The organism is Brachybacterium massiliense, assembly GCF_900184245.1.
Lineage (GTDB): Bacteria > Actinomycetota > Actinomycetes > Actinomycetales > Dermabacteraceae > Brachybacterium > Brachybacterium massiliense.
The window spans coordinates 145,291-166,269 of record NZ_FXXB01000003.1; the positions used below are offsets into that span (position 1 = coordinate 145,291).

At 71.6% G+C, this 20,979-nt stretch carries 18 protein-coding genes; 11 read left to right on the plus strand and 7 right to left on the minus strand.

Annotated elements, in window-relative coordinates; all coding sequences use genetic code 11:
- Positions 1 to 67: 67 nt before the first annotated feature.
- From BN4251_RS00980 to BN4251_RS01000, 5 genes are all read left to right on the plus strand, one after another.
- Positions 68 to 1,279, plus strand: a complete 1,212-nt coding sequence (locus tag BN4251_RS00980) for a cobalamin-independent methionine synthase II family protein (protein ID WP_087483312.1) — start codon at positions 68 to 70, stop codon at positions 1,277 to 1,279.
- Positions 1,280 to 1,420: 141 nt separating this feature from the next.
- Positions 1,421 to 2,566: a glycosyltransferase family 4 protein gene (locus BN4251_RS00985; RefSeq protein WP_087483414.1), complete on the plus strand. Its 1,146-nt coding sequence runs from the start codon at positions 1,421 to 1,423 to the stop codon at positions 2,564 to 2,566.
- Positions 2,567 to 2,761: 195 nt separating this feature from the next.
- A complete protein-coding gene (locus BN4251_RS00990) occupies positions 2,762 to 3,505 on the plus strand; it encodes a gamma-glutamyl-gamma-aminobutyrate hydrolase family protein (RefSeq protein WP_087483313.1) in 744 nt (247 codons plus the stop codon).
- A 66-nt stretch (positions 3,506 to 3,571) separates the two neighbouring features.
- The gene (locus BN4251_RS00995; RefSeq protein ID WP_087483314.1) at positions 3,572 to 3,811 is read left to right on the plus strand and encodes a hypothetical protein; all 240 of its coding nucleotides are present in this window, start codon (positions 3,572 to 3,574) and stop codon (positions 3,809 to 3,811) included.
- A gap of 121 nt (positions 3,812 to 3,932) precedes the next feature.
- Positions 3,933 to 5,204, plus strand: coding sequence for an MFS transporter (locus BN4251_RS01000; RefSeq protein ID WP_170931765.1), 1,272 nt, complete (start codon positions 3,933 to 3,935; stop codon positions 5,202 to 5,204).
- A 30-nt stretch (positions 5,205 to 5,234) separates the two neighbouring features.
- Here the strand turns inward: BN4251_RS01000 and BN4251_RS01005 are convergent, their stop codons facing one another.
- Together BN4251_RS01005 and BN4251_RS01010 are read right to left on the minus strand one after the other, a co-directional pair.
- Positions 5,235 to 5,870, minus strand: a complete 636-nt coding sequence (locus BN4251_RS01005) for an L-threonylcarbamoyladenylate synthase (RefSeq protein WP_087483316.1) — start codon at positions 5,868 to 5,870, stop codon at positions 5,235 to 5,237.
- Between the two features lie 38 nt (positions 5,871 to 5,908).
- Positions 5,909 to 6,274: a DUF952 domain-containing protein gene (locus BN4251_RS01010; protein WP_087483317.1), complete on the minus strand. Its 366-nt coding sequence runs from the start codon at positions 6,272 to 6,274 to the stop codon at positions 5,909 to 5,911.
- 24 nt (positions 6,275 to 6,298) lie between these two features.
- Here BN4251_RS01010 and BN4251_RS01015 point away from each other — a divergent pair, with 24 nt between their 5' ends.
- The 4 genes from BN4251_RS01015 to BN4251_RS01030 are packed head-to-tail and all read left to right on the plus strand — an operon-like array spanning position 6,299 to position 9,061.
- Positions 6,299 to 6,667 carry a GNAT family N-acetyltransferase gene (locus tag BN4251_RS01015; RefSeq protein ID WP_087483318.1) on the plus strand — a complete coding sequence of 123 codons (369 nt, stop codon included), beginning with the start codon at positions 6,299 to 6,301 and terminating at the stop codon, positions 6,665 to 6,667.
- Positions 6,664 to 7,173, plus strand: a complete 510-nt coding sequence (locus BN4251_RS01020; RefSeq protein WP_087483319.1) for a low molecular weight protein-tyrosine-phosphatase — start codon at positions 6,664 to 6,666, stop codon at positions 7,171 to 7,173. Before BN4251_RS01015 ends, BN4251_RS01020 begins: the two co-directional genes overlap by 4 nt.
- Before the next feature lie 2 nt (positions 7,174 to 7,175).
- Complete coding sequence (locus BN4251_RS01025) at positions 7,176 to 8,630, plus strand: amidase (protein WP_087483320.1); 1,455 nt, start codon at positions 7,176 to 7,178, stop codon at positions 8,628 to 8,630.
- Positions 8,627 to 9,061: an RNA-binding S4 domain-containing protein gene (locus BN4251_RS01030; protein ID WP_087483415.1), complete on the plus strand. Its 435-nt coding sequence runs from the start codon at positions 8,627 to 8,629 to the stop codon at positions 9,059 to 9,061. Before BN4251_RS01025 ends, BN4251_RS01030 begins: the two co-directional genes overlap by 4 nt.
- Before the next feature lie 86 nt (positions 9,062 to 9,147).
- Here BN4251_RS01030 and BN4251_RS01035 read toward each other — a convergent pair whose 3' ends face one another.
- Positions 9,148 to 10,545: a PrsW family intramembrane metalloprotease gene (locus BN4251_RS01035; protein ID WP_087483321.1), complete on the minus strand. Its 1,398-nt coding sequence runs from the start codon at positions 10,543 to 10,545 to the stop codon at positions 9,148 to 9,150.
- Between the two features lie 283 nt (positions 10,546 to 10,828).
- Between BN4251_RS01035 and BN4251_RS01040 the strand changes: the two genes are divergently transcribed.
- Positions 10,829 to 13,459: an ATP-dependent Clp protease ATP-binding subunit gene (locus BN4251_RS01040; RefSeq protein WP_087483322.1), complete on the plus strand. Its 2,631-nt coding sequence runs from the start codon at positions 10,829 to 10,831 to the stop codon at positions 13,457 to 13,459.
- Positions 13,460 to 13,478: 19 nt separating this feature from the next.
- Here BN4251_RS01040 and BN4251_RS18150 read toward each other — a convergent pair whose 3' ends face one another.
- The 4 genes from BN4251_RS18150 to panD all read right to left on the minus strand — a co-directional run bounded on the left by BN4251_RS18150 (position 13,479) and on the right by panD (position 19,310).
- A complete protein-coding gene (locus tag BN4251_RS18150; protein ID WP_170931766.1) occupies positions 13,479 to 13,871 on the minus strand; it encodes a hypothetical protein in 393 nt (130 codons plus the stop codon).
- Positions 13,872 to 14,656: 785 nt separating this feature from the next.
- On the minus strand, positions 14,657 to 17,605 hold the full coding sequence (gene leuS, locus BN4251_RS01050) for a leucine--tRNA ligase (RefSeq protein WP_087483323.1): 2,949 nt from the start codon (positions 17,603 to 17,605) through the stop codon (positions 14,657 to 14,659).
- A gap of 241 nt (positions 17,606 to 17,846) precedes the next feature.
- Complete coding sequence (locus BN4251_RS01055) at positions 17,847 to 18,773, minus strand: AEC family transporter (RefSeq protein ID WP_087483324.1); 927 nt, start codon at positions 18,771 to 18,773, stop codon at positions 17,847 to 17,849.
- Positions 18,774 to 18,884: 111 nt separating this feature from the next.
- On the minus strand, positions 18,885 to 19,310 hold the full coding sequence (gene panD / locus BN4251_RS01060) for an aspartate 1-decarboxylase (protein WP_087483416.1): 426 nt from the start codon (positions 19,308 to 19,310) through the stop codon (positions 18,885 to 18,887).
- Between the two features lie 68 nt (positions 19,311 to 19,378).
- Here panD and BN4251_RS01065 point away from each other — a divergent pair, with 68 nt between their 5' ends.
- On the plus strand, positions 19,379 to 20,926 hold the full coding sequence (locus tag BN4251_RS01065; RefSeq protein WP_087483325.1) for a DEAD/DEAH box helicase: 1,548 nt from the start codon (positions 19,379 to 19,381) through the stop codon (positions 20,924 to 20,926).
- Positions 20,927 to 20,979: the final 53 nt, after the last annotated feature.

Consider the following 20,979-nt stretch of genomic DNA (forward strand, 5'->3'; position numbering starts at 1 on the left):
CGGGTGGCGTGAACCATCATGACGCCCCGGTTTCCGGCCCGGCGTCATTGCTCGTACGCTCTCGTCCATGACCGAGATCCTCACCACCCATGCCGGCTCCCTCCCTCGCAGCCCCGAGCTGATCGCGGCGAACGCGGCCCGCCCCGTCGGCGCCGACGGGCTGACCCCCGAGCCCACCGACGAGTTCCGCGAGATCCTGCGCCAGGCCGTCGTCGACGTCGTCGCCCGGCAGCGCGAGATCGGCATCTCTGTGCCCAATGACGGCGAGTACGGGCACCTGATGGGCTCGGCGGTGAACTACGGCTCCTGGTGGTCCTACATCTTCGACCGCGTCAGCGGGCTCGAGCTCACCGGCGCGGACCACTTCTCCACCGAGCCCGTGCGCTCCGCCCCGGGGGACGTGCGCCTGACCACCTTCCCCGACCGCCGCGACTGGACGCTCTTCGCCGAGGCCTACCAGGATCCGACCTCCGGCATCACCGTGGGCAGCCAGCCCACCTTCCCCGCCGCGACCGGGCCCATCGCCTACTCCGAGACCGGTCGCTCCCTGGTCGCCGAGGACATCACCAACGTGCAGGCGGCGCTCGAGGCGTCCGGCTACGAGCACGGCTTCCTCAACTCCCTCTCGCCCGGCTCGGGCAGTCGCATCGTCGATGACCACTACGGCGACGTCGACGCCTTCCTCGACGCCTGGGTGGAGGTGATGCGCCCCGAGTACGAGGCGATCGCCGCCGCAGGGCTCACCGTGCAGGTCGATGACCCCTCGATCGCCGAGAACTGGGATCAGATCAACCCCGAGCCCAGCGTCGAGGACTACCTCGCCTTCACCCGCAAGCGCGTCGACGCCGTCAACCGCGCCCTGGTGAACGTGCCCACCGAGCAGACCCGCTTCCACCTGTGCTGGGGCTCATGGCACGGACCGCACACCACCGATATCGAGTTCCGTCACCTCGCCCCGCTGTTGCTGGAGATCGACGCGAAGTACTACTCCTTCGAGGCCGCGAACGTGCGTCACGAGCACGAGTGGACCGTGTGGCAGGACCTCGCACTGCCCGAGGACAAGGTGCTGGTGCCCGGGATCGTCTCCCACGCCACCAACGTCGTCGAGCACCCCGAGCTGGTCGCCCAGCGCCTCGAGCGCTTCGCGAGGCTCGTGGGCCCCGAGCGCGTGATCGGCTCGACCGACTGCGGACTCGGCGGCCGCATCCACCCCCAGATCGCCTGGGCGAAGCTCGAGTCGCTGGTCGAGGGCGCGAAGATCGCCTCCCGCCGCCTCTGATCCCTCCCGCCGCCTCCGGCCCTCCCGCCGGGGCCGCCGCCTGCCCGCGGCGGTCCCGGTGGGGAAGAGTTCACCCGGCTGTCGACCTCCGGCCACGTGCCGGTGGCGCTGGCGAAGCCTCGCAGGCGCATCCTCGAGATCGTGAGGATTCTCTTCGTGGCCGAGTCGTTCCTTCCGCACATGAACGGAGTCACCAACTCGGTGCTCCGCGTCGTCGACCATTTCGCCGCCTCCGGAGATGATCTCGGGATCATCGCCCCGAAGTGGCCCGGAGCCGACAAGCACCTGCGCACCACCTGCGGGCGCAAGGTGAGGGTGCACCGGGTGGTCTCCGCCCCGATGCCCGGGTACGCGGACGTCCGCATCGCCGCGACCAGCGCCACCACGCTGCGTCGGCGGATCGACGAGTTCCAGCCCGATGTCATCCACCTCGCCTCGCCGATGGTCCTGGGCGGGCGCGCCGTGGTCGCCGCGCAGAAGGCGGGCGTGCCCACGGTCGCCGTCTACCAGACCGACATCCCCGGCTACACCGCGCGTTACGGCATGCCGTTCCTCGAGAACGCCACCTGGCAGCTGCTGCGCGACGTGCACAACCGCGCCACCCTCAACCTCGCCCCCTCGCACGCCACCCGCGATGAGCTCATCCAACACGGCATCGAGCGGGTGGACCTGTGGCGGCGCGGCGTGGACACCTCCCTGTTCAGCCCCTCGCTGCGCAGCGAGTCGCTGCGGGCCCAGTACGCGAAGCGGCACGAGAAGCTCGTGATCTACATGGGGCGCCTGGCCGCGGAGAAGCAGGTGGAGGATCTCAAGGTTATCCATGACATGCCCGGGGTGCGCCTGCTGATCGTGGGCGACGGCCCCGAGCGCGAGACGCTGCGGCGGATGATGCCGCGCGCCCGCTTCGCCGGCTTCCGCTCCGGCACGGACCTGGCCGAGCACCTCGCCAGCGCCGACCTGTTCATCCACCCCGGCGAGCTGGAGACCTTCGGGCAGACCGTCCAGGAGGCCATGGCCTCCGGCCTGCCGGTGATCGCGCCCCGCCGCGGCGGCCCCGTCGACCTGGTCTCCCCGAGCCGCACCGGCTGGCTCTACACCCCGGGCATGCTCGACGAGATGCGCGACCGCGCGAGCGACCTGCTCTTCGACGACGCCAAGCGTCGGGCCTTCGGCCGCGCCGCCGCGGACTCCGTGCGCAAGCGCACCTGGCCGGTCCTGGCAGAGCAGCTGCGCGGCTACTACCTGCAGGCGATCGAGCAGGAGCAGCGGGTCAGCGCGCTGCGCTGAGGGGACGCGACGTAGAGCTCAGCGAGCCTCGGCGGGGCACGGAACCCCGTCATATCAGCCCGTCACATCAGCCCGTCACATCGGCTCGTCACATTCCGCCACATAGCTCGTCCGCACCGCAGCCGGTGGGGTGAACTGTTCTCAGTCGTCGACCGACGGCCCGGAACATCGCTCCTCTGCGGAAAGGACAACATCATGGCGCAGCGCACTCGTCGCCCGCTCATCGGCGTGACCGCGGGGACCCGCACCATGATGTCCGGCGCCTGGGCGGGCCACGACGCCGTCGCCGTCAACGAGCACTACGTGCGCGCCCTGCGCGCGGCCGGTGCCCGCCCCGTGATCATCGCCCCGCAGGACGAGTGGAGCGACGAGGAGATCGCCGAGCTCGACGGCCTCGTGCTCACCGGCGGCACCGATCTCGACCCCGCCGCCTGGGGCGAGGGCGCGCTGCCCACCGACATGACCCCGGACCCCGAGCGCGATGCCTTCGAGACCGCGCTGTACCGCGCCGCCCGACGCAACGACGTGCCGGTGCTGGGCATCTGCCGCGGCCTGCAGATCATCGTGATCGCCGAGGGCGGGCAGCTGCACCGCCACCTGCCCGAGGACCTCCCCGCGCATCCCGCCACCGGGAGCGCCCCCACCCGGGTCGAGGCCCGCATCGACGCCGCCAGCGACCTCGCGCTCGCCCTGGGCACCCGCGCCGAGGTCACCGCCTACCACCACCAGGGCATCCGCGCCGTCCGCGGAGACCTGCGCACCGTCGCCCGTCACGACAGCGGGCTCGTCCTCGCCGTCGAAGCGGCGTCCGGCTCGGCCGTGCTCGGCGTGCAGTGGCATCCCGAGATCGACGGCGAGGCCGGGGCCGGGGTGTTCGAGAGCCTGCTCACGGCGATCCGCCACCGCGAGGCGGCCACACCTGCGGCATCCCTGGTCTAAGATGGGCACCGGTCGTCCGTGCCCCGTGCCGGACGCAGCGATCGCTGAGGCAGAGGAAGAGGCAGCATGAGCAAGCAGCATGTCGCGGACGCGACCGACGCGCGCACGCGCCAGGACGAGAACGTGACGTCGACCGGCAACAACCCCGTCGTGTCGGTGGTCCTGTTCATCGTGCTGTTCGGCATCTTCGTGGGCGGGCTGTACATGATGTCCCTGTTCGCCGCCACGCCCTTCCTCATCGGGCTCGCCATGTGCCTTGCGGCGCTGTACCTGACCTTCGACACGGTGCCCCGCTTCCTCAGCTGAGCCCCACCGCTCCACGCTTCCTCGTGCCCGGCGCCTCACGGCGGCCGGGCACGATGCATTCCGGGCCGCTCGCGTCGACTGAGCGCGCGCCCGCGCTCCGGGTCGTGCAGAATGGGTGACCGTGAACGCTCACGATCCGTCTGTCGACGATCCCCTCCGCCCCACCGTGCCGCTCGAGGCCCGTCGTGCCCGCTGGGCGCTGTCGCTGATCTTCCTGCTCAACGGTGCCTCGTTCTGCGCGATCCTGCCGCGCTATCCGGAGCTGGTCGAGTCGATCGGGCTGAGCAACACCGCCTTCGGCCTGGCCGTCGGGCTCGGACCACTGGGAGGCCTGCTGGCCGGTCTGTTCGCCGCGCGGCTGATGTCCCGCTTCGGCTCCGCGTGCATGGCCGTGGTGTTCCAGGTGGTCGCCTCCACCTCGCACCTGGCCGTCTATGTCTCCGGCTCCTGGCTGTGGCTGACCTGCTCGCTGCTGCTGGCTATGGCGGCCGATGCCATCACCGACATCTCGATGAACGCCCACGGGATGCGGGTCGAACGCCGCTACCGCCGCTCGATCCTGAACAGCTACCACGGCTGGTGGTCGCTGGGCGCGGTGGCCGGCGGCCTGCTCGGCTCCGCGTGCGCGCAGCTGGGCGTTCCGCTGTGGCTCCAGGGACTGAGCGGTCTGGTCGGCTTCGGCGCCCTCGCCCTCGGCTCCCACCGCTTCCTGCTGCCCGGTCCCGACAGCACCGAGCGCACCCCGGTCGCCGCTCCCGCCGCGGCCTCCGCCGGCGAGGTCCCCGCCCCGCAGGCGACGCCGGGGTTCCGGGTGGCGGGCATGAGCCTGCGCGCTCTCGGCCTGGTGAGCGCGCTGGGCATGATCCTCGTCTTCGCCGGGTCCACGGAAGATGCCGCGAGCACCTGGGGAGCTCTGTTCATGCAGGACACCTTCGCGGCGACACCGTTCATGGCCGGGATGGCGTTCGTCGCGCTGCAGGGCGCGCAGACCATCGGCCGCTTCACCGGTGATGCGGTGGTGGATCGCCTGGGGGACCGAGCGACCGCGCGCCTGGGCGGGCTGATCTCCGCGGCCGGTATGAGCATCGCTCTGCTGCTGCCCAGCCCCGCCACAGCGCTGCTCGGCTTCGCGGCCGCGGGCTGGGGTGTGGCCACTCTGTTCCCTGCCGGCTATCGCGCCGCGGATGATCTGCCGGGCGTGCCCCAGGGCGTGGGCATCACGGTGGTGGGCTGGTTCGCACGGCTGGGATTCTTCGTCTCCCCGCCGGTCGTCGGGGCGCTGGCCGATGCGCTCACCCTGCGCTACGCGCTGTGGATGATGCCGCTGTACGCCGTGGGGATCCTGGTGTTCGCCGGAGCGCTCGGCACACGGACCGTGCACAGCAGGCGCTGAGCCGGACGGGCGGGCTCGAGCCCCCGAGGCTCAGAACCGCGTGACGTCCCCGGCGCCCTCGCGCGCGATCACCAGATCCCCGGCCGAGAGGTCCACCACGGTGGTCGGTTCGATCCCCACCTCGCCCGAGTCGATGATCGCCTCCACCTGCTCGCCCAGCAGATCCTGCACCACCCAGCCCTCGGAGGGCGGGTCTTCCTGGCCCGGCAGCAGCAGCGTCGAGGAGGCGATCGGCTCGCCCAGCGCCTCGACCAGGGCATGGGCGACCCGGTGCTGGGGGATCCGAACACCCACCGTGTTCTTCTTGGGGTGGGAGAGCTTGCGCGGCACCTCGCGGGTGGCGGGCAGGATGAAGGTGTACGGCCCCGGGGTCGCGTTCTTGACCAGCCGGAACACGGGATTGGAGACCAGCACGAACTGGCCCAGCTGCGCGAAGTCCGCGCACACGAGCGTGAAGTGGTGGTCCTTGCCCACCTGGCGGATGCGGCGGATCCGCTCGAGCGCGTCCGCATTGCCGAGCGTGCAGCCCAGCGCGTAGCAGGAGTCGGTGGGGTAGGCGATCAGGCCGCCGTCCTTCAGCACCGAGACCGCCTGCTCGATGAGCCGTGGCTGGGGATCCTCAGGATGGATGTCGAGATACTTCGCGGAGCGATGTGACCTGGCCATGCCCGATGGTACGCCGCGCGGCGCCTGAGGGGCCAGGGTCAGGCGACCACCACGAACTCCCGGCCGATCCACTTGGTGCGGCGCAGCCGCAGCACGGCGCTGACAGGCAGCGGTCCCTTGATGTGCGGATAGCCGCGGCCCTTGCCGTCCACGTCCTCCTCGATGTCGACGGCGATGCCGGCGGCCTCCACGCGCCCCACGTCGATCTCGAGGATCACCAGATCATCGGGACGGTCGGGATAGACGCGCTTGGCGACCTTCGAGATCTGCTCGGGCCAGGAGGCGTGGAGGAAGCCCTCCTCGGCCAGATCCCTGCCTCGGGTCGCCCGGGTGTAGGAGCCCGACCGAACGGCCGCCTCCCAGGCGGGCAGTTCGGTGATGTGCCAGATCAGAGGCGCAGGCATGAGGGGCAGTGTACCGTGACCGGCATGGATGAGACCTCCGCCGGGCCGGGCGCGGTGCGCCTGGTCCACGATGACGACAGAGATCGCTACGAGGCCCTCGACGGCGAGGAGCTCGTGGCCGTCCTCGCCCACGGGGACGAGCAGGTCCCGCCCGGGCAGGGAGATGGCCTGGGCCTCACCGTCCGCGACCTCCGCTCGACCGTCGTCGCCCCCGAGCGCTCCGGGCAGGGCATCGGCTCCGCGATCGTGCGCTTCGCTCTCGACGACATCCGCGGCCAGGGCATGAGGGTGCGCCCCACATGCTGGTTCGTGAAAGGCTGGATCGAGCGCCACCCCGAGTACGCCGATCTGCTGGAGAGCCCGCCAGCCCGACCCGACGAGGAGACCCGTTGACCTTCCGCATCCTGACCGTGTGCACCGGGAACATCTGCCGTTCTCCGATGGCCGAGTACGCCCTGCGCGACGCCCTCGAGCAGGCCGGGCTCGGCGACCGCGCCGAGGTCGCCTCCGCAGGCACCTCCGGCTGGGAGGTCGGCAACCCGATCGATCCGCGCGCCGGCGCGCTGCTGCGCGAGCGCGGGATCGGCACCGAGGAGCACGTCGCACGTCAGATGGAGGAGTCCGAGCTGCACCGGGCGGATCTGGTGCTCGCCCTCGATCACGACCATGTGGAGCCGCTGCGCCGCGTGCTCGGGCCACGTGCCGAGCAGAGCCTGCGGATGGTGCGCGACTTCGCTCCCGAGCGCGTCGAGGACACCGGCATCCGTGACCCCTGGTACGGGGACGAGAGCGACTTCGAGATCGTCTGGGAGCAGATCGACGAGGCCACGGGCGGGATCGTCGCGCACGTGCGCGAGCAGCTCGCCGACCGCTCCGCGACCGAGGGGCAGGGGCGGTGACGATGCCGGAGCCGAGGGGAGCCCTCGAGACCGCCGCCGCCCTGCGCACGGGAGAGCTCGACGTGCGCGAGCTCGCCGAGCGCACCCTCGAGTCCGCGCGCGGAGCGGGGCAGGAGGTCGGCGCCTTCGCCCACCTGCTCGAGGACCTCACCCGCGAGCAGGCGCAGGCGGCCGCCGAACGCCTCGAGGAGGCACGGCGCACCGGGACCCCGCAGCAGCTCGCCGCCGAGCTGCCGCTGTTCGGCGTGCCGATGCCGATCAAGGACCTCACCCAGGTGGCCGGGGCGCCCTTCGAGGCCGGCAGCGCCGCGCTGGCCGGGAACATCGCCACCGTCACCGACGGTGTGGCGCAGAAGATCCTCGACGCCGGGACCCTCACCGTCGGCAAGACCACCACCCCCGAGTTCGGGCTGCCCGCCTACACCGAGCCCGCCACCGGCGCTCCCGCCCGCACCCCCTGGGACCCGCGCCGCACCGCCGGCGGCTCGAGCGGGGGAGCGGCCGCAGCGGTCGCCGCCGGCATCGTCCCGATCGCGCACGGCTCCGACGGCGGAGGCTCGGTGCGGATCCCCGCGGCCTGCTGCGGCCTGGTGGGCATCAAGCCCTCTCGCGGGGCGGTCTCGCCCGGCCCCTACGGCGTCGAGGGCATGGGACTGACCACCGACGGGGTGCTCGCACGCAGCGTGCGCGATGCCGCCGCAGGCCTCGATCTGCTGGCCGGCCCGCGGACCGGCGACTACCTCCCCGTGCCCGCCCCGCGGCAGGGATACCTCGCACAGCTGGACTCCGAAGCCGCCGGCTCTCGCAGCCTGCGCATCGCAGTGCTGCGCGAGCCCCTGGCCGCCGAGACCGAGGTGCACCCGGCCGCGCTGCGCGGCCTCGAGCGCGCCCTCGAGGTGCTGCGCGGCCTGGGGCACGAGCTCACCGAGATCCCCGCGCCGTTCGCCCCCGAGGACTGGACCGCCTTCATGCCGCTGTGGACCGTGGGCGCCGCCTCGATCCCGCTCGATGAGGCGCAGGAGACGAAGATCCTCGAGCTCACCCGCTGGCTGCGCGAGCGTGGCCGCACCTACAGCGGCGTCGAGCTCGCCCAGGCCTACTCCGGGGTGCAGGCCCTGGCACGGCGCACCCTCCAGGCGCTCGCCCCCTTCGACGTGGTGATCTCCCCGGTGCTCTCCGGGCCGCCCGCCTTCCCCCAGGATCTGCAGCTGCCCGACGGCGGCGCCGACTTCGACGCCCAGCGAGCCTTCACCCCCTGGACCAGCACCTGGAACATGCTCGGAGCACCCGCGGTCGCGGTGCCGAACCATCGCGAGCAGATCGAGGGGATCGAGCTGCCCTTCGCGGTGCAGCTCGGCGCCGCCCGGCACGGCGAGGAGGCGCTCCTGCTGTCCCTCGCCGCGCAGCTGGAGGCCCACGACCCGTGGCCGCTGCTGCCCGCTGCGCTCCGCGCATGAGCGCCGCTGCGAACGGGGCGGGGGCGGGGGAGCAGAGCGTCCGGCTGGACATCTGGCTGTGGAGCGCCCGGCTGATGCCCACCCGCTCGGCGGCGACCGCCGCCTGCCGCGGAGGGCACGTGCGCCGCAACGGCGACCCGGCCAAGGCCGCCCAGAGGATCGTGGTGGGCGATGAGCTGCGCGTGCGCTCCCCGGGCCGGGAGAGGATCGTGGTGGTCACCCGGATCCTCACCAAGCGCGTGGGAGCGCCGATCGCCCGGGAGTGCTACGAGGACCACAGCCCCGAACCGGCACCTCAGCTCGCCGCCGCCCCGCCGCGCAGGGAGCGCGGCACCGGCAGGCCCACCAAACGGGAGCGCCGACAGTTCGACCGTCTGCGCGGGCGCGACTCGACCGGTGCCGCCCCGCCCTGGGAGCCGCCCGCGGACTGAACGCGGCGAGGGCCCCGCACACCGTGTGCGGGGCCCTCGGGTCGCCCAGGGCACGGGCCGCCGGCAGCGGCGTCCCGTGGTGCTGCTCAGCGGGCGTAGGAGAGCAGCTCCTGACGGTTCGTGGTCAGGCGGTTCAGCAGGTTCCGCTCGATCTCGACCACCTTCGGGTTCGCGCCGTCGGCGAGCAGCCGCTGCCGGATCGAGGCGAGATCGGCGCTCTCCCGGATGAACCTCTTCATCACGGGCCTGGCACCGATCTGCGCCGCCCATCGGCGCCCCTCGCGCCTCCCCTTCCAGGTGGCGAGCATGTCCACCTCCTCGTGGGTGAGCCAGCCGCGGTTGGCGTAGTCGCCCAGCCGGATCCGGGTCAGGCGGGACTCGTCCCAGATCAGCAGGCCGATCGTGATCAGCCACAGCAGCGAGATGATCGCCTTCGCGCCGTACATGAGCACGAGCACCAGCACGCCGCCGCCCAGACCGGCGAAGAAGTTCCATGCGGCGTGGACCAGCATGCCGGGGATCAGCGCCGGCAGGAACACCAGGAAGCCCATGGCCGTGCCCCACTTGCGCGCCACGAAGCCGACGATGACGCCGGTCAGCGACACGTAGATCGCATGGCCGAAGATGTTCATGACGCCGCGCAGGATGAACAGGAACAGCACCCCTCCCGCGCCCATGTCCTCGAGGCCGCGGGTGTAGTAGATGATGTTCTCGGTGAAGGCGAAGCCGCCGCCGATCAGCGAGCCGTAGATCAGCCCGTCGAGGGGGCCGTTGAAGTAGCGCCGCGCGAGCACCATCAGCAGCAGCAGGCCCAGCCCCTTGGTGGTCTCCTCCACCAGCGGCGCGCTGATCACGGGGCCGGCGAAGTTCGCGGCCGCCTCGCTGCCGGTGACGAGGTAGACCAGCAGAGAGTTGATCGTGTTCAGCCAGTAGCTGGCGAAGGCCGCGATCGCCGCGCCCCAGAACACCGCGATGAGCAGCAGCGGCAGGGGCTGGGGATCCCAGCGATCGGCCAGCAGCATGATCCCGGCGATCACCAACAGGGAGATCGAGGCGAGGAAGGCGGTGACCGGCCACCAGGCCGGGCTCGAGCTCGCCGTCAGCACGAATTCCAGGAAGAACCAGCCCAGCACGAACAGCAGGCTGAACGCGAGGGCGACCACCATGATCCAGACCATGATGTTCACCGCCGGCGGCCTCGCCGCGTGCTGCGCGACCTCCTGCACGCGTCGGGTCTGCGTGGACCAGGCGGACTGCGGCTGGGCCTGGCCGGGCTGCTGGATCTGCGCGGGGGCGTAGCGGGCTGCGGTCAGTCCCGAGGTGGGACGCACCGAGGTGTCATAGGCGCGTGGGTTGCCGTAGTCGACGTACCGCGGCTGGGACTGGAAGGACGGCGAGCCGGCGGCGGAGCTCGGAGCGCCCGGACGGGGCCGTCCGTTGGGCATGAACTGACCGCCGGGCGGCTGGGGCGGGGGCTGGGACATGAGGGCCTCTGTTTCAGCGGCGGGGACGCGGGGAAGACGAGCAGCGGGTATGCGGGCGCCGTCGGTTCCCCCTGACGGCCGACCCGCGGCGAGTGCGATGCTACAGGGGAGCCTCCCCGTCATCGCGGAGGGGCGCGGGCCCCGGGGCGGATTGTGCAGGACCCGCATCGGCCCGGCGCCGTGCTGTGCACTACCGTCAAGGTTGAGCGGAATAGACTCAACTTCGTTCGCGTTGATCCCGTCGAACCCCGCACCACCCCACCTGACGCAGAGAAGGAGCATCGTGGAGTTCCAGTTCACCACTCGCTCGCAGGAGGCCGTCACCGCCGCTGCGGAGAAGGCCGCCGAGCTCGGCAATCCCCAGATCAGCTCCATGCACCTGCTGTGGGCCCTCGCCTCCCAGGAGGACGGCATCGGCCGTGCCGCCCTGACGGCCACCGGCGCGGAACCCCGCGACGTGATCCGCCGCGCCGAACGGGCGATCGACGCCCTGCCGCGCGCCACCGGCGGGGCCTCGCCCACCTTCGTCGGCACCGGCTTCGACGCCCTCGAGGCGGCCCGGCACGAGGCCGACGCCGCCGGCCGCACCCACCTGTCCACCGAGCATCTGATGATCGGCATCGCGCTCGGCAAGGACGCCGCCGCCCGGCTGCTCACCGCTGCGGGCGCCACCCCCGGAGCACTCCGCGATGCCGTCACCCAGCTGACCCCAGGAGATGACCGTATGAACCAGATGGACTCCCAGAACCCCGAGGGCACCTTCCAGAGCCTCGAGAAGTTCGGCGTGGACCTCACCGAGCTGGCCCGCGAGGGCCGACTGGACCCCGTGATCGGCCGTGACGCCGAGATCCGCCGCGTGGTCCAGGTGCTCTCGCGTCGCACCAAGAACAACCCCGTGCTGATCGGCGAGCCCGGCGTGGGCAAGACCGCCGTGGTCGAGGGGCTCGCCCAGCGCATCGTCGCCGGCGACGTCCCGGACTCCCTGCGCGGCAAGCGACTGATCTCCCTGGACCTCTCCTCGATGGTGGCGGGCTCGAAGTACCGCGGCGAGTTCGAGGAGCGGATGAAGGCCGTCCTGGACGAGATCCGCACCAGCAACGGGCAGATCGTCACCTTCATCGACGAGCTCCACACGGTGGTCGGCGCCGGCGGCTCCGGCGATGGCTCGATGGACGCGGGCAACATGCTCAAGCCCATGCTCGCCCGCGGCGAGCTGAGGATGGTCGGTGCGACCACGCTGGACGAGTACCGCGAGAACATCGAGAAGGACCCCGCGCTCGAGCGCCGCTTCCAGCAGGTGCTGGTGGGGGAGCCGAGCGTCGAGGACACCGTGACGATCCTGCGCGGCCTCAAGGACAAGTACGAGGCGCACCACAAGGTCACCATCACCGATGGCGCGCTGGTGGCCGCGGCGACCCTCTCCTCGCGCTACATCTCGGGCCGCCAGCTGCCGGACAAGGCGATCGACCTGGTCGACGAGGCCGCCTCGCGCCAGCGCATGGAGCTGGACTCCTCGCCCGAGCAGCTGGACATCCTGCGCCGCCAGGTGGACCGGCTGAAGATGGAGGAGCTGGCCCTGGCCGGCAGCGAGGATCCCGGCAGCATCGCCCAGCTCGAGTCCGTGCGCACCCAGCTGGCCGACCGCACCGAGCAGATGGAGGAGCTCTCCGCCCGCTGGGAGCGGGAGAAGGCCGGGCTGAACCTGGTGGGCGACCTCAAGGCGCAGCTCGAACAGCTGCGGATGCAGGCCGACAGGGCGCAGCGCGAGGGCGATCTCACCGCGGCCTCGAAAATCCTCTACGGCGACATCCCCGCGCTGAAGGAGCAGCTGCGCGAGGCGGAGGAGCAGGAAGCCGGGGGAGAGGGCGACAAGGAGCGCCCCATGGTCGCCGACCATGTGGGGCCGGATGACATCGCCGATGTGGTCTCGGCCTGGACCGGCATCCCCGCGGGGCGGCTGCTGCGCGGAGAGACCGAGAAGCTGCTGCAGATGGAGGAGATCATCGGTCGCCGCCTGATCGGCCAGCAGCGGGCGGTGCAGGAGGTCTCCGACGCGGTGCGCCGTGCCCGGGCCGGCATCTCCGACCCGGACCGGCCCACCGGCTCGTTCATGTTCCTGGGCCCCACCGGCGTGGGCAAGACGGAGCTCGCCAAGGCGCTCGCGGAGTTCCTCTTCGACGACGAGCGGGCGATGATCCGCATCGACATGTCGGAGTACAGCGAGAAGCACACGGTGGCGCGCCTGGTCGGTGCTCCTCCCGGCTATGTCGGCTACGACGAGGGCGGCCAGCTCACCGAGGCCGTGCGCCGCAGGCCGTACTCGGTGGTGCTGCTGGACGAGATCGAGAAGGCGCACCCCGACGTGTTCGACGTGCTGCTGCAGGTGCTCGACGACGGCCGCCTCACCGACGGCCAGGGGCGCACCGTCGACTTCCGCTCGACGATCCTGGTGCTCACCTCGAACCTCGGCGCGCATGCGCTGCAGGATCAGCTGCTCACCGAGAAGGAGCGCCACGAGCGCGTGATGCAGGTGGTGCGGGCCTCCTTCAAGCCGGAGTTCCTCAACCGCCTCGATGACATCGTCATGTTCGACTCCCTCACCCGGGAGCAGCTGACCCACATCGTGACCCTGCAGGTCGAGGAGGTCGCCTCCCGTCTGCGGGATCGCCGCATCGCGCTCGAGGTCGACGAGTCCGCCACCGGCTGGCTCGCCGCGGAGGGCTTCGATCCGCTGTACGGGGCGCGCCCTCTCAAGCGCCTGGTGCAGAAGGAGATCGGCGACTCCCTCGCGCGCCTGATCCTGAAGGGCGAGGTGCAGGACGGCCAGACCGTCCAGGTGCATGCCGAAGAGGGCGGGCTCGCGCTCGCTGTGGTCGACACCGCCCCGGAGACGGCCGCGCCGGCTCAGGAGTGAGACCGGGCCCTGGGACCGCTCACCCCTGGTCCCAGGGCATCGGCAGGTGCTCGCGGCGCAGGCCGTAGTAGCGCTCGGGATCCAGCAGGCTCTCCCGATCCGCCTCCCAGGTCTCGCCGACCTGGCGGGTGACCTGCTCGGCCTCGCGCAGCGGCGCCGCCGCCCCGGGAGCGACCGCCTCGACCACGTGCGCCCCCGCGCCGAGGCCGTCCGCGAGGGTGTCGCTGACGGCGGCGAAGGGGGTGGCGGTCAGGATGTCCGCGGACACCCCCGCCTGGCGGAAGAGCCCCTTCTCCGCAGCGCTCACGGCGCCGGCCACGTCGCCCTCGCCGATCGCGGCGGAGATCTCCTCACGGGTCTGCACGGCGCTCGCGATCGAGGCGTCCACACCCGAGGTGGCCTGACCGAGCACGGAGTCCTCGCCGACCGCGATCCCGCCACCGTGTGCGGGATGCGGGCCACCGAGACGGCCGGGGCGAGGAAACCCAGTCCGGCCTGTTCGAGATCCTGCTCCCCGCGGTCGAGGAAGCTGTCGTACTCGGCATGGAGCCCCATCGCCATCTGCGCGGTGCCGACCACCGGGATCGCGCCGAGCGCGAGCCGGCGCGACTGCTGGGCCTCCGTGAGCAGGGCGGGGTCGATGTCGAGCTCACCGGTGTCCGGCACCGGGGTGGGGCGCGGGATGGTGCGGGGATCGGCAGCGGCACCGGATCCCGGACCCACGGCGGCGTGGCCCAGATGCCGAGCGGGTCGTGCGAGGGTGCGCCCTCGGCGCTCGAGCACACGGTCTGTGCCTCCGCTTCCTGGCAGAGCTGCTCGGAGAAGCGGCGCAACGCCTCGAGCAGGTGGGTCATCGTCGCGGCAGCGTCGGCCGTGCGCTGCCGATGCACCTGGGCATCGGGCCCCTCCCAGGTGGTCGCATGCATCGTCTCCAGAATCCGCTCCCGCAGGAGCCGGATCCTGTCACCGCCGTCGGCGAAGACGGTGGACAGATCGGTGAGGGCCTCGGGCTCGCATCCCCAGAAAGTGTTCATGCCGCGACCGTAGGGACAGCAGGTGCCGCGGCGCTGGCCCGCGCCCGCGAATGTGGATGAACGGGGAATGTGGAGGAGCAGTCGTGGACTCGGCGTCGGGCCCGGACAGCAGACGTCCCGGGACCCCGCACGGGCCCCGGGACGTCTGCGGTGCGCGACCGGCTCAGATCACGATGTTCACGATCTTGGGGGCGCGGATGATCAGCTTGCGCAGCGTCTGGCCCTCCAGCAGCTCCTGCACGCGCGGCTCGGCCATCACCGCAGCCTCGAGATCGGCCTCGGAGATCTCCGGGTCCACCTCGATCCGGTGCCGCACCTTGCCCTTGACCTGGATCACGCAGGTGACCTGATCGGCCTTCAGCAGCTCCGGATCGGCGACCGGGTACGCCACACGGGAGACGCTGCCGGAACGGCCCAGCCGCGCCCACAGCTCCTCGGCCAGGTGCGGCGCGAACGGGGAGACCATCAGCACCAGCGGCTCGACCGCCTCGCGAGGCGTGGAGCCGGTGGAGGTCAGCTGCTTGGTCAGCTGGTTCACCAGCTCGATCAGCTTCGCGATCGCGGTGTTGAAGTGCATCCGCTCCATGTCGCGGGAGACCCCGTCGATGGTGCGGTGCGTGGCCTGCGCGAGGGCCCGCTCGGCCGGCTCGTCGGAGACGGTCAGCGCGCCGGTCTCCTCATCCACCACCAGGCGCCACAGACGCTGCAGGAAGCGTTGGGAGCCCACCACCGCACGGGTCTCCCACGGCCGGGAGAGATCCAGCGGACCCATCGACATCTCGTACACGCGCAGGGTGTCCGCGCCGTACTCCTCGTACATGTCGTCCGGGGCGACCGCGTTCTTCAGCGACTTGCCCATCTTCCCGTACTCCTGGGTGACGGGCTCGCCCTGGTAGGTGAAGGTGCCGTCGGCCTCTTCGACGACCTCCTCGGCGGGCACGTGCACGCCGCGGGCGTCGGTGTAAGCGAAGGCCTGGATGTAGCCCTGGTTGAACAGGCGGTGGAACGGCTCCTGGCTGGAGACGTCACCGCGGTCGAACAGCACCTTGTGCCAGAACCGCGCGTACAGCAGGTGCAGCACCGCGTGCTCCACCCCGCCCACGTACAGGTCCACGCCGCCCACGCCGCCGTCCTCACGGGCGCCCAGCCAGTACTTCTCGTTCTCGGGGCGCACCAGGACGTCGTCCTCGGTGGGGTCGATGTAGCGCAGGTGGTACCAGGACGAGCCCGCCCACTGCGGCATCGTGTTGGTCTCGCGCAGGTAGGTGCGCGGTCCCTCGCCGAGGTCCAGCTCGACCTCGACCCACTCGCTCGCCCGCGAGAGCGGGGTCTGCGGCTCGGTGTCGGCATCCATCGGATCGAAGGTCTTCGGAGAGAACTCCGCGACCTCCGGCAGGTCCACCGGCAGCATCGACTCCGGCAGCGGGATCGGGGTCTCCGGGGCGGCGGGGTCGTAGACGATCGGGAAGGGCTCGCCCCAGTAGCGCTGACGGGAGAACAGCCAGTCGCGCAGGCGGTACGTGGTGCGGGCGCGGCCGAAGCCGCGCTCGGTGGCGAAGGCGGTGGCGCGGGACTTCGCCTCGGCCTCGCCGAGCCCGTTCAGGTCCAGCTCGGCGCTGGCGGAGTTGATCTTCTCGCCCTCGCCGGTCCAGGCCCCGCCGGTGAAGTCCTCCGGCGGTCGCACCGTGCGGATCACGGGCAGCTCGAACGTGGCGGCGAACTCGAAGTCGCGCTCGTCCTCGCCGGGCACGGCCATGATCGCGCCCGTGCCGTAGCCGGTGAGCACGTAGTCCGCGGTGAACACGGGGATCTCGCGGCCGTCCATCGGGTTGGTCGCGAACCAGCCGGTGAACACTCCGGTCTTCTCGCGGTCCTCGGCGGTGCGCTCGTCCTCGCCCAGGCCCGCGGCACGGGCCTGGTACGCCGCGACCGCCGCGCGCGGGCTCGCCGCTCCGCCGGTCCAGGCGTCCTTCGTCCCCTCGGGCCAGGCCTCCGGCAGGCGCGAGGGATCGCTCAGCAGGTCGTGCTCGGGGGACAGCGCGGTGAAGGTGGCCCCGAACAGGGTGTCGGCGCGCGTGGTGAACACGTCGAAGGAGTGCTCGGTGCCGGCAATGGGGAAGGTGATCTGGGCACCCTCGCTGCGACCGATCCAGTTGCGCTGCATCGCCCGGATCGACTCGGGCCAGTCCACCCGGTCCAGATCATCGATCAGACGATCCGCGTAGGCGGTGATGCGCATGTTCCACTGCCGCAGGCGGCGCGTGAACACCGGGAAGTTGCCGCGCTCGGAGCGGCCCTCGGCGGTGACCTCCTCGTTGGCCAGCACGGTGCCCAGGCCCGGGCACCAGTTCACCGGGGTCTCGGAGATGTAGGTCAGGCGGAAGGCGTCCGCCAGCTCCGCGATCTCCGCCTCGCTCGCTCCCGTGACGTCGGCGGCGCTGCGGCCCCGCCATGCCTCGGGCAGCTCGATGCTCTGCCGGTCCGCGAGCGCGAAGGGATCCACCGCGCCGCTGCGCAGCTCCTCCCGCAGCTCTGCGATCGGGCGGGCGCGGCCGGTGACGCCGTCGGCGTTCGGGGCCTCGGGGTCGTACCAGGAGTCGAAGATCCGCAGGAAGATCCACTGGGTCCACTTCACGAACCCGGGATCGGTGGTCGCCAGCGAGCGGCGCGAGTCATGGGAGAGCCCCAGGCGGTGCAGCTGGCGCCGCATGTTCGCGATGTTCGATTCGGTGGTCAGACGCGGATGGGTGCCGGTCTGGACCGCGTACTGCTCCGCGGGCAGGCCGAAGGCGTCGTAGCCCATCGTGTACAGCACGTTCTTGCCCATCATGCGCTGATGGCGGGCGACCACGTCGGTGGCGATGTAGCCCAGCGGATGGCCCACATGCAGTCCCGCCCCGGAGGGGTAGGGGAACATGTCCATGATGAACATCTTCTCGCGCGAGGACGAGGTCGCCGAGGTCGCCGCCTCCTCGAGTGAGCCGGTCTGCGCGCGCAGCTCGCCGACGGGGTTGTCGGCGTAGAAGGTGCCCTCCTCGTCCCAGCGCTGCTGCCAGCGGCGCTCGATCTCGTCCGCCACCGAGGCGGAATAGCGGTGCGGGGCCTCGCTCATGGGTGAATCGTCCTCCGAAGGATCATCGCGGCGGGAGCCGCCAGGCGTTGGGTGACAGGATCTCGTGACATGAAAAAACCCTCGCGCAGGCGAGGGGAGCCGCGTCGGTGCCGCACCGACGCACCGTCCACGCTCAGGAGCGAGGGGTGGGCGCGGGCCCTGTCCGACGCGGCTGCATAAGCAGGAGCCGTCGAGTCACCGGTCCATCGTACCGCGCCGGACCGTCGACGCCGATCCGGGCTCAGACCCCGAGCACGGCGGAGATCACCAGCAGCACCAGCACCGTGCCGATGGTCGTGATCAGCACCGTGTCGCGGGCCAGGTTCTCCGAGGCGCTGTAGCGCGCCGCGGCGACATAGACGTTCTGCGCGGTGGGCAGCGCCGCCATCACCACCACCTCGTACAGCGAGGCGCCGCGCAGCCCCAGCAGCAGCCCCACACCCACCGCGATCACCGGCATCAGCAGCAGCTTCGAGCCCGAGGCGACCGCGATCAGCCCGCGATAGCCGTCATCCTTGGCGAGTGGGCGGGAGCCGTGCAGCGAGAGCCCGTAGGCCAGCAGCATCGCCGGGATCGCCATATCCGCCAGGGACTGCACGGGCTCGAGCACCACCTCGGGGATCCTCGCCCCGAGCAGCACCAGCAGCAGCCCGATGGCCGAGGCGATGATGGTGGGGTTGGCCACGACGCTGCGCAGCACCCCGCCGAGGCCGGGGGAGGAGTCCACTGTGACCCGGTGCAGCACGAACAGGTACAGCGGCGTGTACACGGCCTGCTGGAACAGGATCACCGGCAGGGCGTGGGAGATGTCGCCGAGCACGTACGCGGCGATGGGGAAGCCCATGTTCGCGCCGTTGACCACCGAGCCGCTGATCGCGGTCATCACGAGATCGGCGCCGCGGCGCCTGGTCAGCAGTGCCACCGCCCCCAGCACGATCGCGCCGGTGCTCAGCCCCGAGATCCCGGCCACCAGCATGGGTGTGGAGAGTACCTCGCGCACATCGGAGCCGAGCAGGCCCACCAGGATCAGTGCGGGGGAGGCGATGAAGAACGTGGCGCGGTTCAGGACGTAGCGGCCGTGCGGGCCGAGCACGCCGGTGCGGCCGGCGACCCAGCCCACGCCGATCATGGCCCAGACGATGAAGAAGCCGGCGAGTACGCCGCTCACAGTGCGGCTCGAGGGGACGAGATGCTCACCGGAGGGATCCTAGCCCACCAGCGGGAAAGGGTCTTCCCGCGGCCATCCTTCGGACGCTCCGGGGTGTGCGGACGCGCCGGCTCAGCGCATGCCGTGCGAGGTGCGCCCGTCGATCTGATCGTCCATGCCGGGCACGGGCTCCGCGCCGTCGGCGCCGAGGGCCACGATGCGGTTGCGCTCATCCACATGGACCACGCGCGGGCGGTGGGAGGAGACCTCGGTCTCGTCCAGCTGGCCGTAGGCGATGATGATCACGAGGTCCCCGGGGGTGACCAGATGGGCCGCCGCGCCGTTGATGCCGATCACGCCGCTGTCGCGCTCGCCCTCGATCACGTAGGTGACCAGGCGGTGCCCGTTGGTGATGTCCACGATCGTGACCTGCTCGTTCTCGACCAGTCCCGCCGCCTCCGTGAGGGCGGGGTCGATCGTCACCGAGCCCACGTAGTGCAGATCTGCCTGCGTGACGGTGGCCCGGTGGATCTTCGAGGTCATCAGAGTGCGCAACATCGCCTCCATTCTCCCATCACTGGCGCATGCTGGATGATGGGAGCGTACGTTTCGTCAGGAGGATCACCATGCCCAAGGCCCGTCGCCGCCCGTCGTCCCGCTCCGAGCGGTTCGAGGACATGGCGCTGCCCGATGAGCTGCTCGGCGTCCTCGCTGATCAGGGCTTCGAGCACGCTTTCGAGATCCAGTCGGTGATCCTGCCCGACGCCCTCGCGGGACGCGACGTGCTCGCCCGTGCCGAGACCGGCTCGGGCAAGACCCTCGCCTTCACCCTCGCGATGACCGCCCGCTTCCGCGGCCGCAAGGTGCACCGCCGTCGGCCGCTCGGCGTGGTGCTGGTCCCCACCCGCGAGCTCGCGGTCCAGGTGGTCGACACGATCCACCCCTTCGCCCGCGCTGTCGGGGTCAAGGCGCAGCTGGTCGCCGGTGGCATGAACATCGAGAAGCAGGCCGACGCCGTCGCCCGCGGCGTCGGGATCGTGGTGGCCACGCCGGGCCGCCTGATCGACCTCGCCGAGCGCGGCGCGCTGCAGCTGGACCTGGTGGAGACCACCGTGATCGACGAGGCCGACCACATGGCCGACCTCGGCTTCCTGCCGGACGTCAGCGACATCCTTGCCGCGATCCCCATGGGCACCCAGAAGATGCTGTTCTCCGCCACCCTGGACGGGCAGGTCGAGCAGATCGTCGACACCTTCCTGGTGGACCCCGTCAGTCACGAGACCACCCCCGTCAGCGCCGCGGTCGCGACCATGGACCACCACGTGCTGGCCATCGAGCCCTCCGCCAAGCGCGAGGTCACCGCGCAGCTGGCCGCGCGCAAGGGCCGCACCCTGATGTTCACGCGCACCCAGCTCGGTGCCGAGCGCGTGGCGCGGGAGCTCGTCGAGGTGGGGATCAAGGCCGCCGCGCTGCACGGCAGCAAGCAGCAGGGGCTGCGCACCAACGTGCTGGCCGGGTTCCGCGAGGGCGCCTATCCGGTGCTGGTCGCGACCGATGTGGCCGCCCGCGGCATCCACATCGACGACGTGAGCATGGTGGTGCACGTGGACCCCTCGGACGAGGTCAAGGAGTACGTCCACCGCTCCGGTCGCACCGCCCGTGCGGGCGCCGCGGGCAGCGTGGTCACCCTCGCCCTGCCGCATCAGCTCGGCAGGTCCCGCAGCGTGCTGGAAGGGGCAGGAGTCGAGCCTACCTGGGTGGAGGACGTCGACTCCGCAGAGCATCCCGCCCTCGAGCAGCTGGGCGGCCGGACCCCCTCGGGCGAGCCCACCGAGGACCCGGCCACCGTGAAGTACAAGGGCGCACCCCGCAAGCTCGACCTCGGGCGCCGGGGCGGGGCCGACGCCCGCAAGGCGCAGGAGCGCCGGGCGAACGAGGAGCGCCGCTCCTCCTGGGAGGAGCCCGGCCCCGCGCAGGGCGGGGGAGGCCGCGGAGCCTCTCGCGGCGGAGGCTCCCGCGGCGGCGGAGGCCGCAGCGGCTCCGGCGGTTCGTCCGGAGGCCGGGGCGCGGGGCAGGGCCGCGGCCAGGGCCCGAGCACCGGCAAGGGTGCGGGCCAGGGGCGGGGCCGCTCCGGCGCGCCGACAAGGGCGCCGCGCCGACGTGGGGGACGATGAGCCCCGGACCCTGAGCTCGACGGCGAGCCGGTGAGACGCCGAGGAGGCACGCG

Coding starts and splice junctions, on each gene's coding strand:
- BN4251_RS00980 (WP_087483312.1), top strand. CDS start 68: ATGACCGAGATCCTCACCACCCATGCCGGCTCCCTCCCTCGCAGCCCC.
- BN4251_RS00990 (WP_087483313.1), top strand. CDS start 2,762: ATGGCGCAGCGCACTCGTCGCCCGCTCATCGGCGTGACCGCGGGGACC.
- BN4251_RS00995 (WP_087483314.1), top strand. CDS start 3,572: ATGAGCAAGCAGCATGTCGCGGACGCGACCGACGCGCGCACGCGCCAG.
- BN4251_RS01005 (WP_087483316.1), bottom strand. CDS start 5,870: ATGGCCAGGTCACATCGCTCCGCGAAGTATCTCGACATCCATCCTGAG.
- BN4251_RS01010 (WP_087483317.1), bottom strand. CDS start 6,274: ATGCCTGCGCCTCTGATCTGGCACATCACCGAACTGCCCGCCTGGGAG.
- BN4251_RS01015 (WP_087483318.1), top strand. CDS start 6,299: ATGGATGAGACCTCCGCCGGGCCGGGCGCGGTGCGCCTGGTCCACGAT.
- BN4251_RS01025 (WP_087483320.1), top strand. CDS start 7,176: ATGCCGGAGCCGAGGGGAGCCCTCGAGACCGCCGCCGCCCTGCGCACG.
- BN4251_RS01030 (WP_087483415.1), top strand. CDS start 8,627: ATGAGCGCCGCTGCGAACGGGGCGGGGGCGGGGGAGCAGAGCGTCCGG.
- BN4251_RS01035 (WP_087483321.1), bottom strand. CDS start 10,545: ATGTCCCAGCCCCCGCCCCAGCCGCCCGGCGGTCAGTTCATGCCCAAC.
- leuS (WP_087483323.1), bottom strand. CDS start 17,605: ATGAGCGAGGCCCCGCACCGCTATTCCGCCTCGGTGGCGGACGAGATC.
- panD (WP_087483416.1), bottom strand. CDS start 19,310: ATGTTGCGCACTCTGATGACCTCGAAGATCCACCGGGCCACCGTCACG.
- BN4251_RS01065 (WP_087483325.1), top strand. CDS start 19,379: ATGCCCAAGGCCCGTCGCCGCCCGTCGTCCCGCTCCGAGCGGTTCGAG.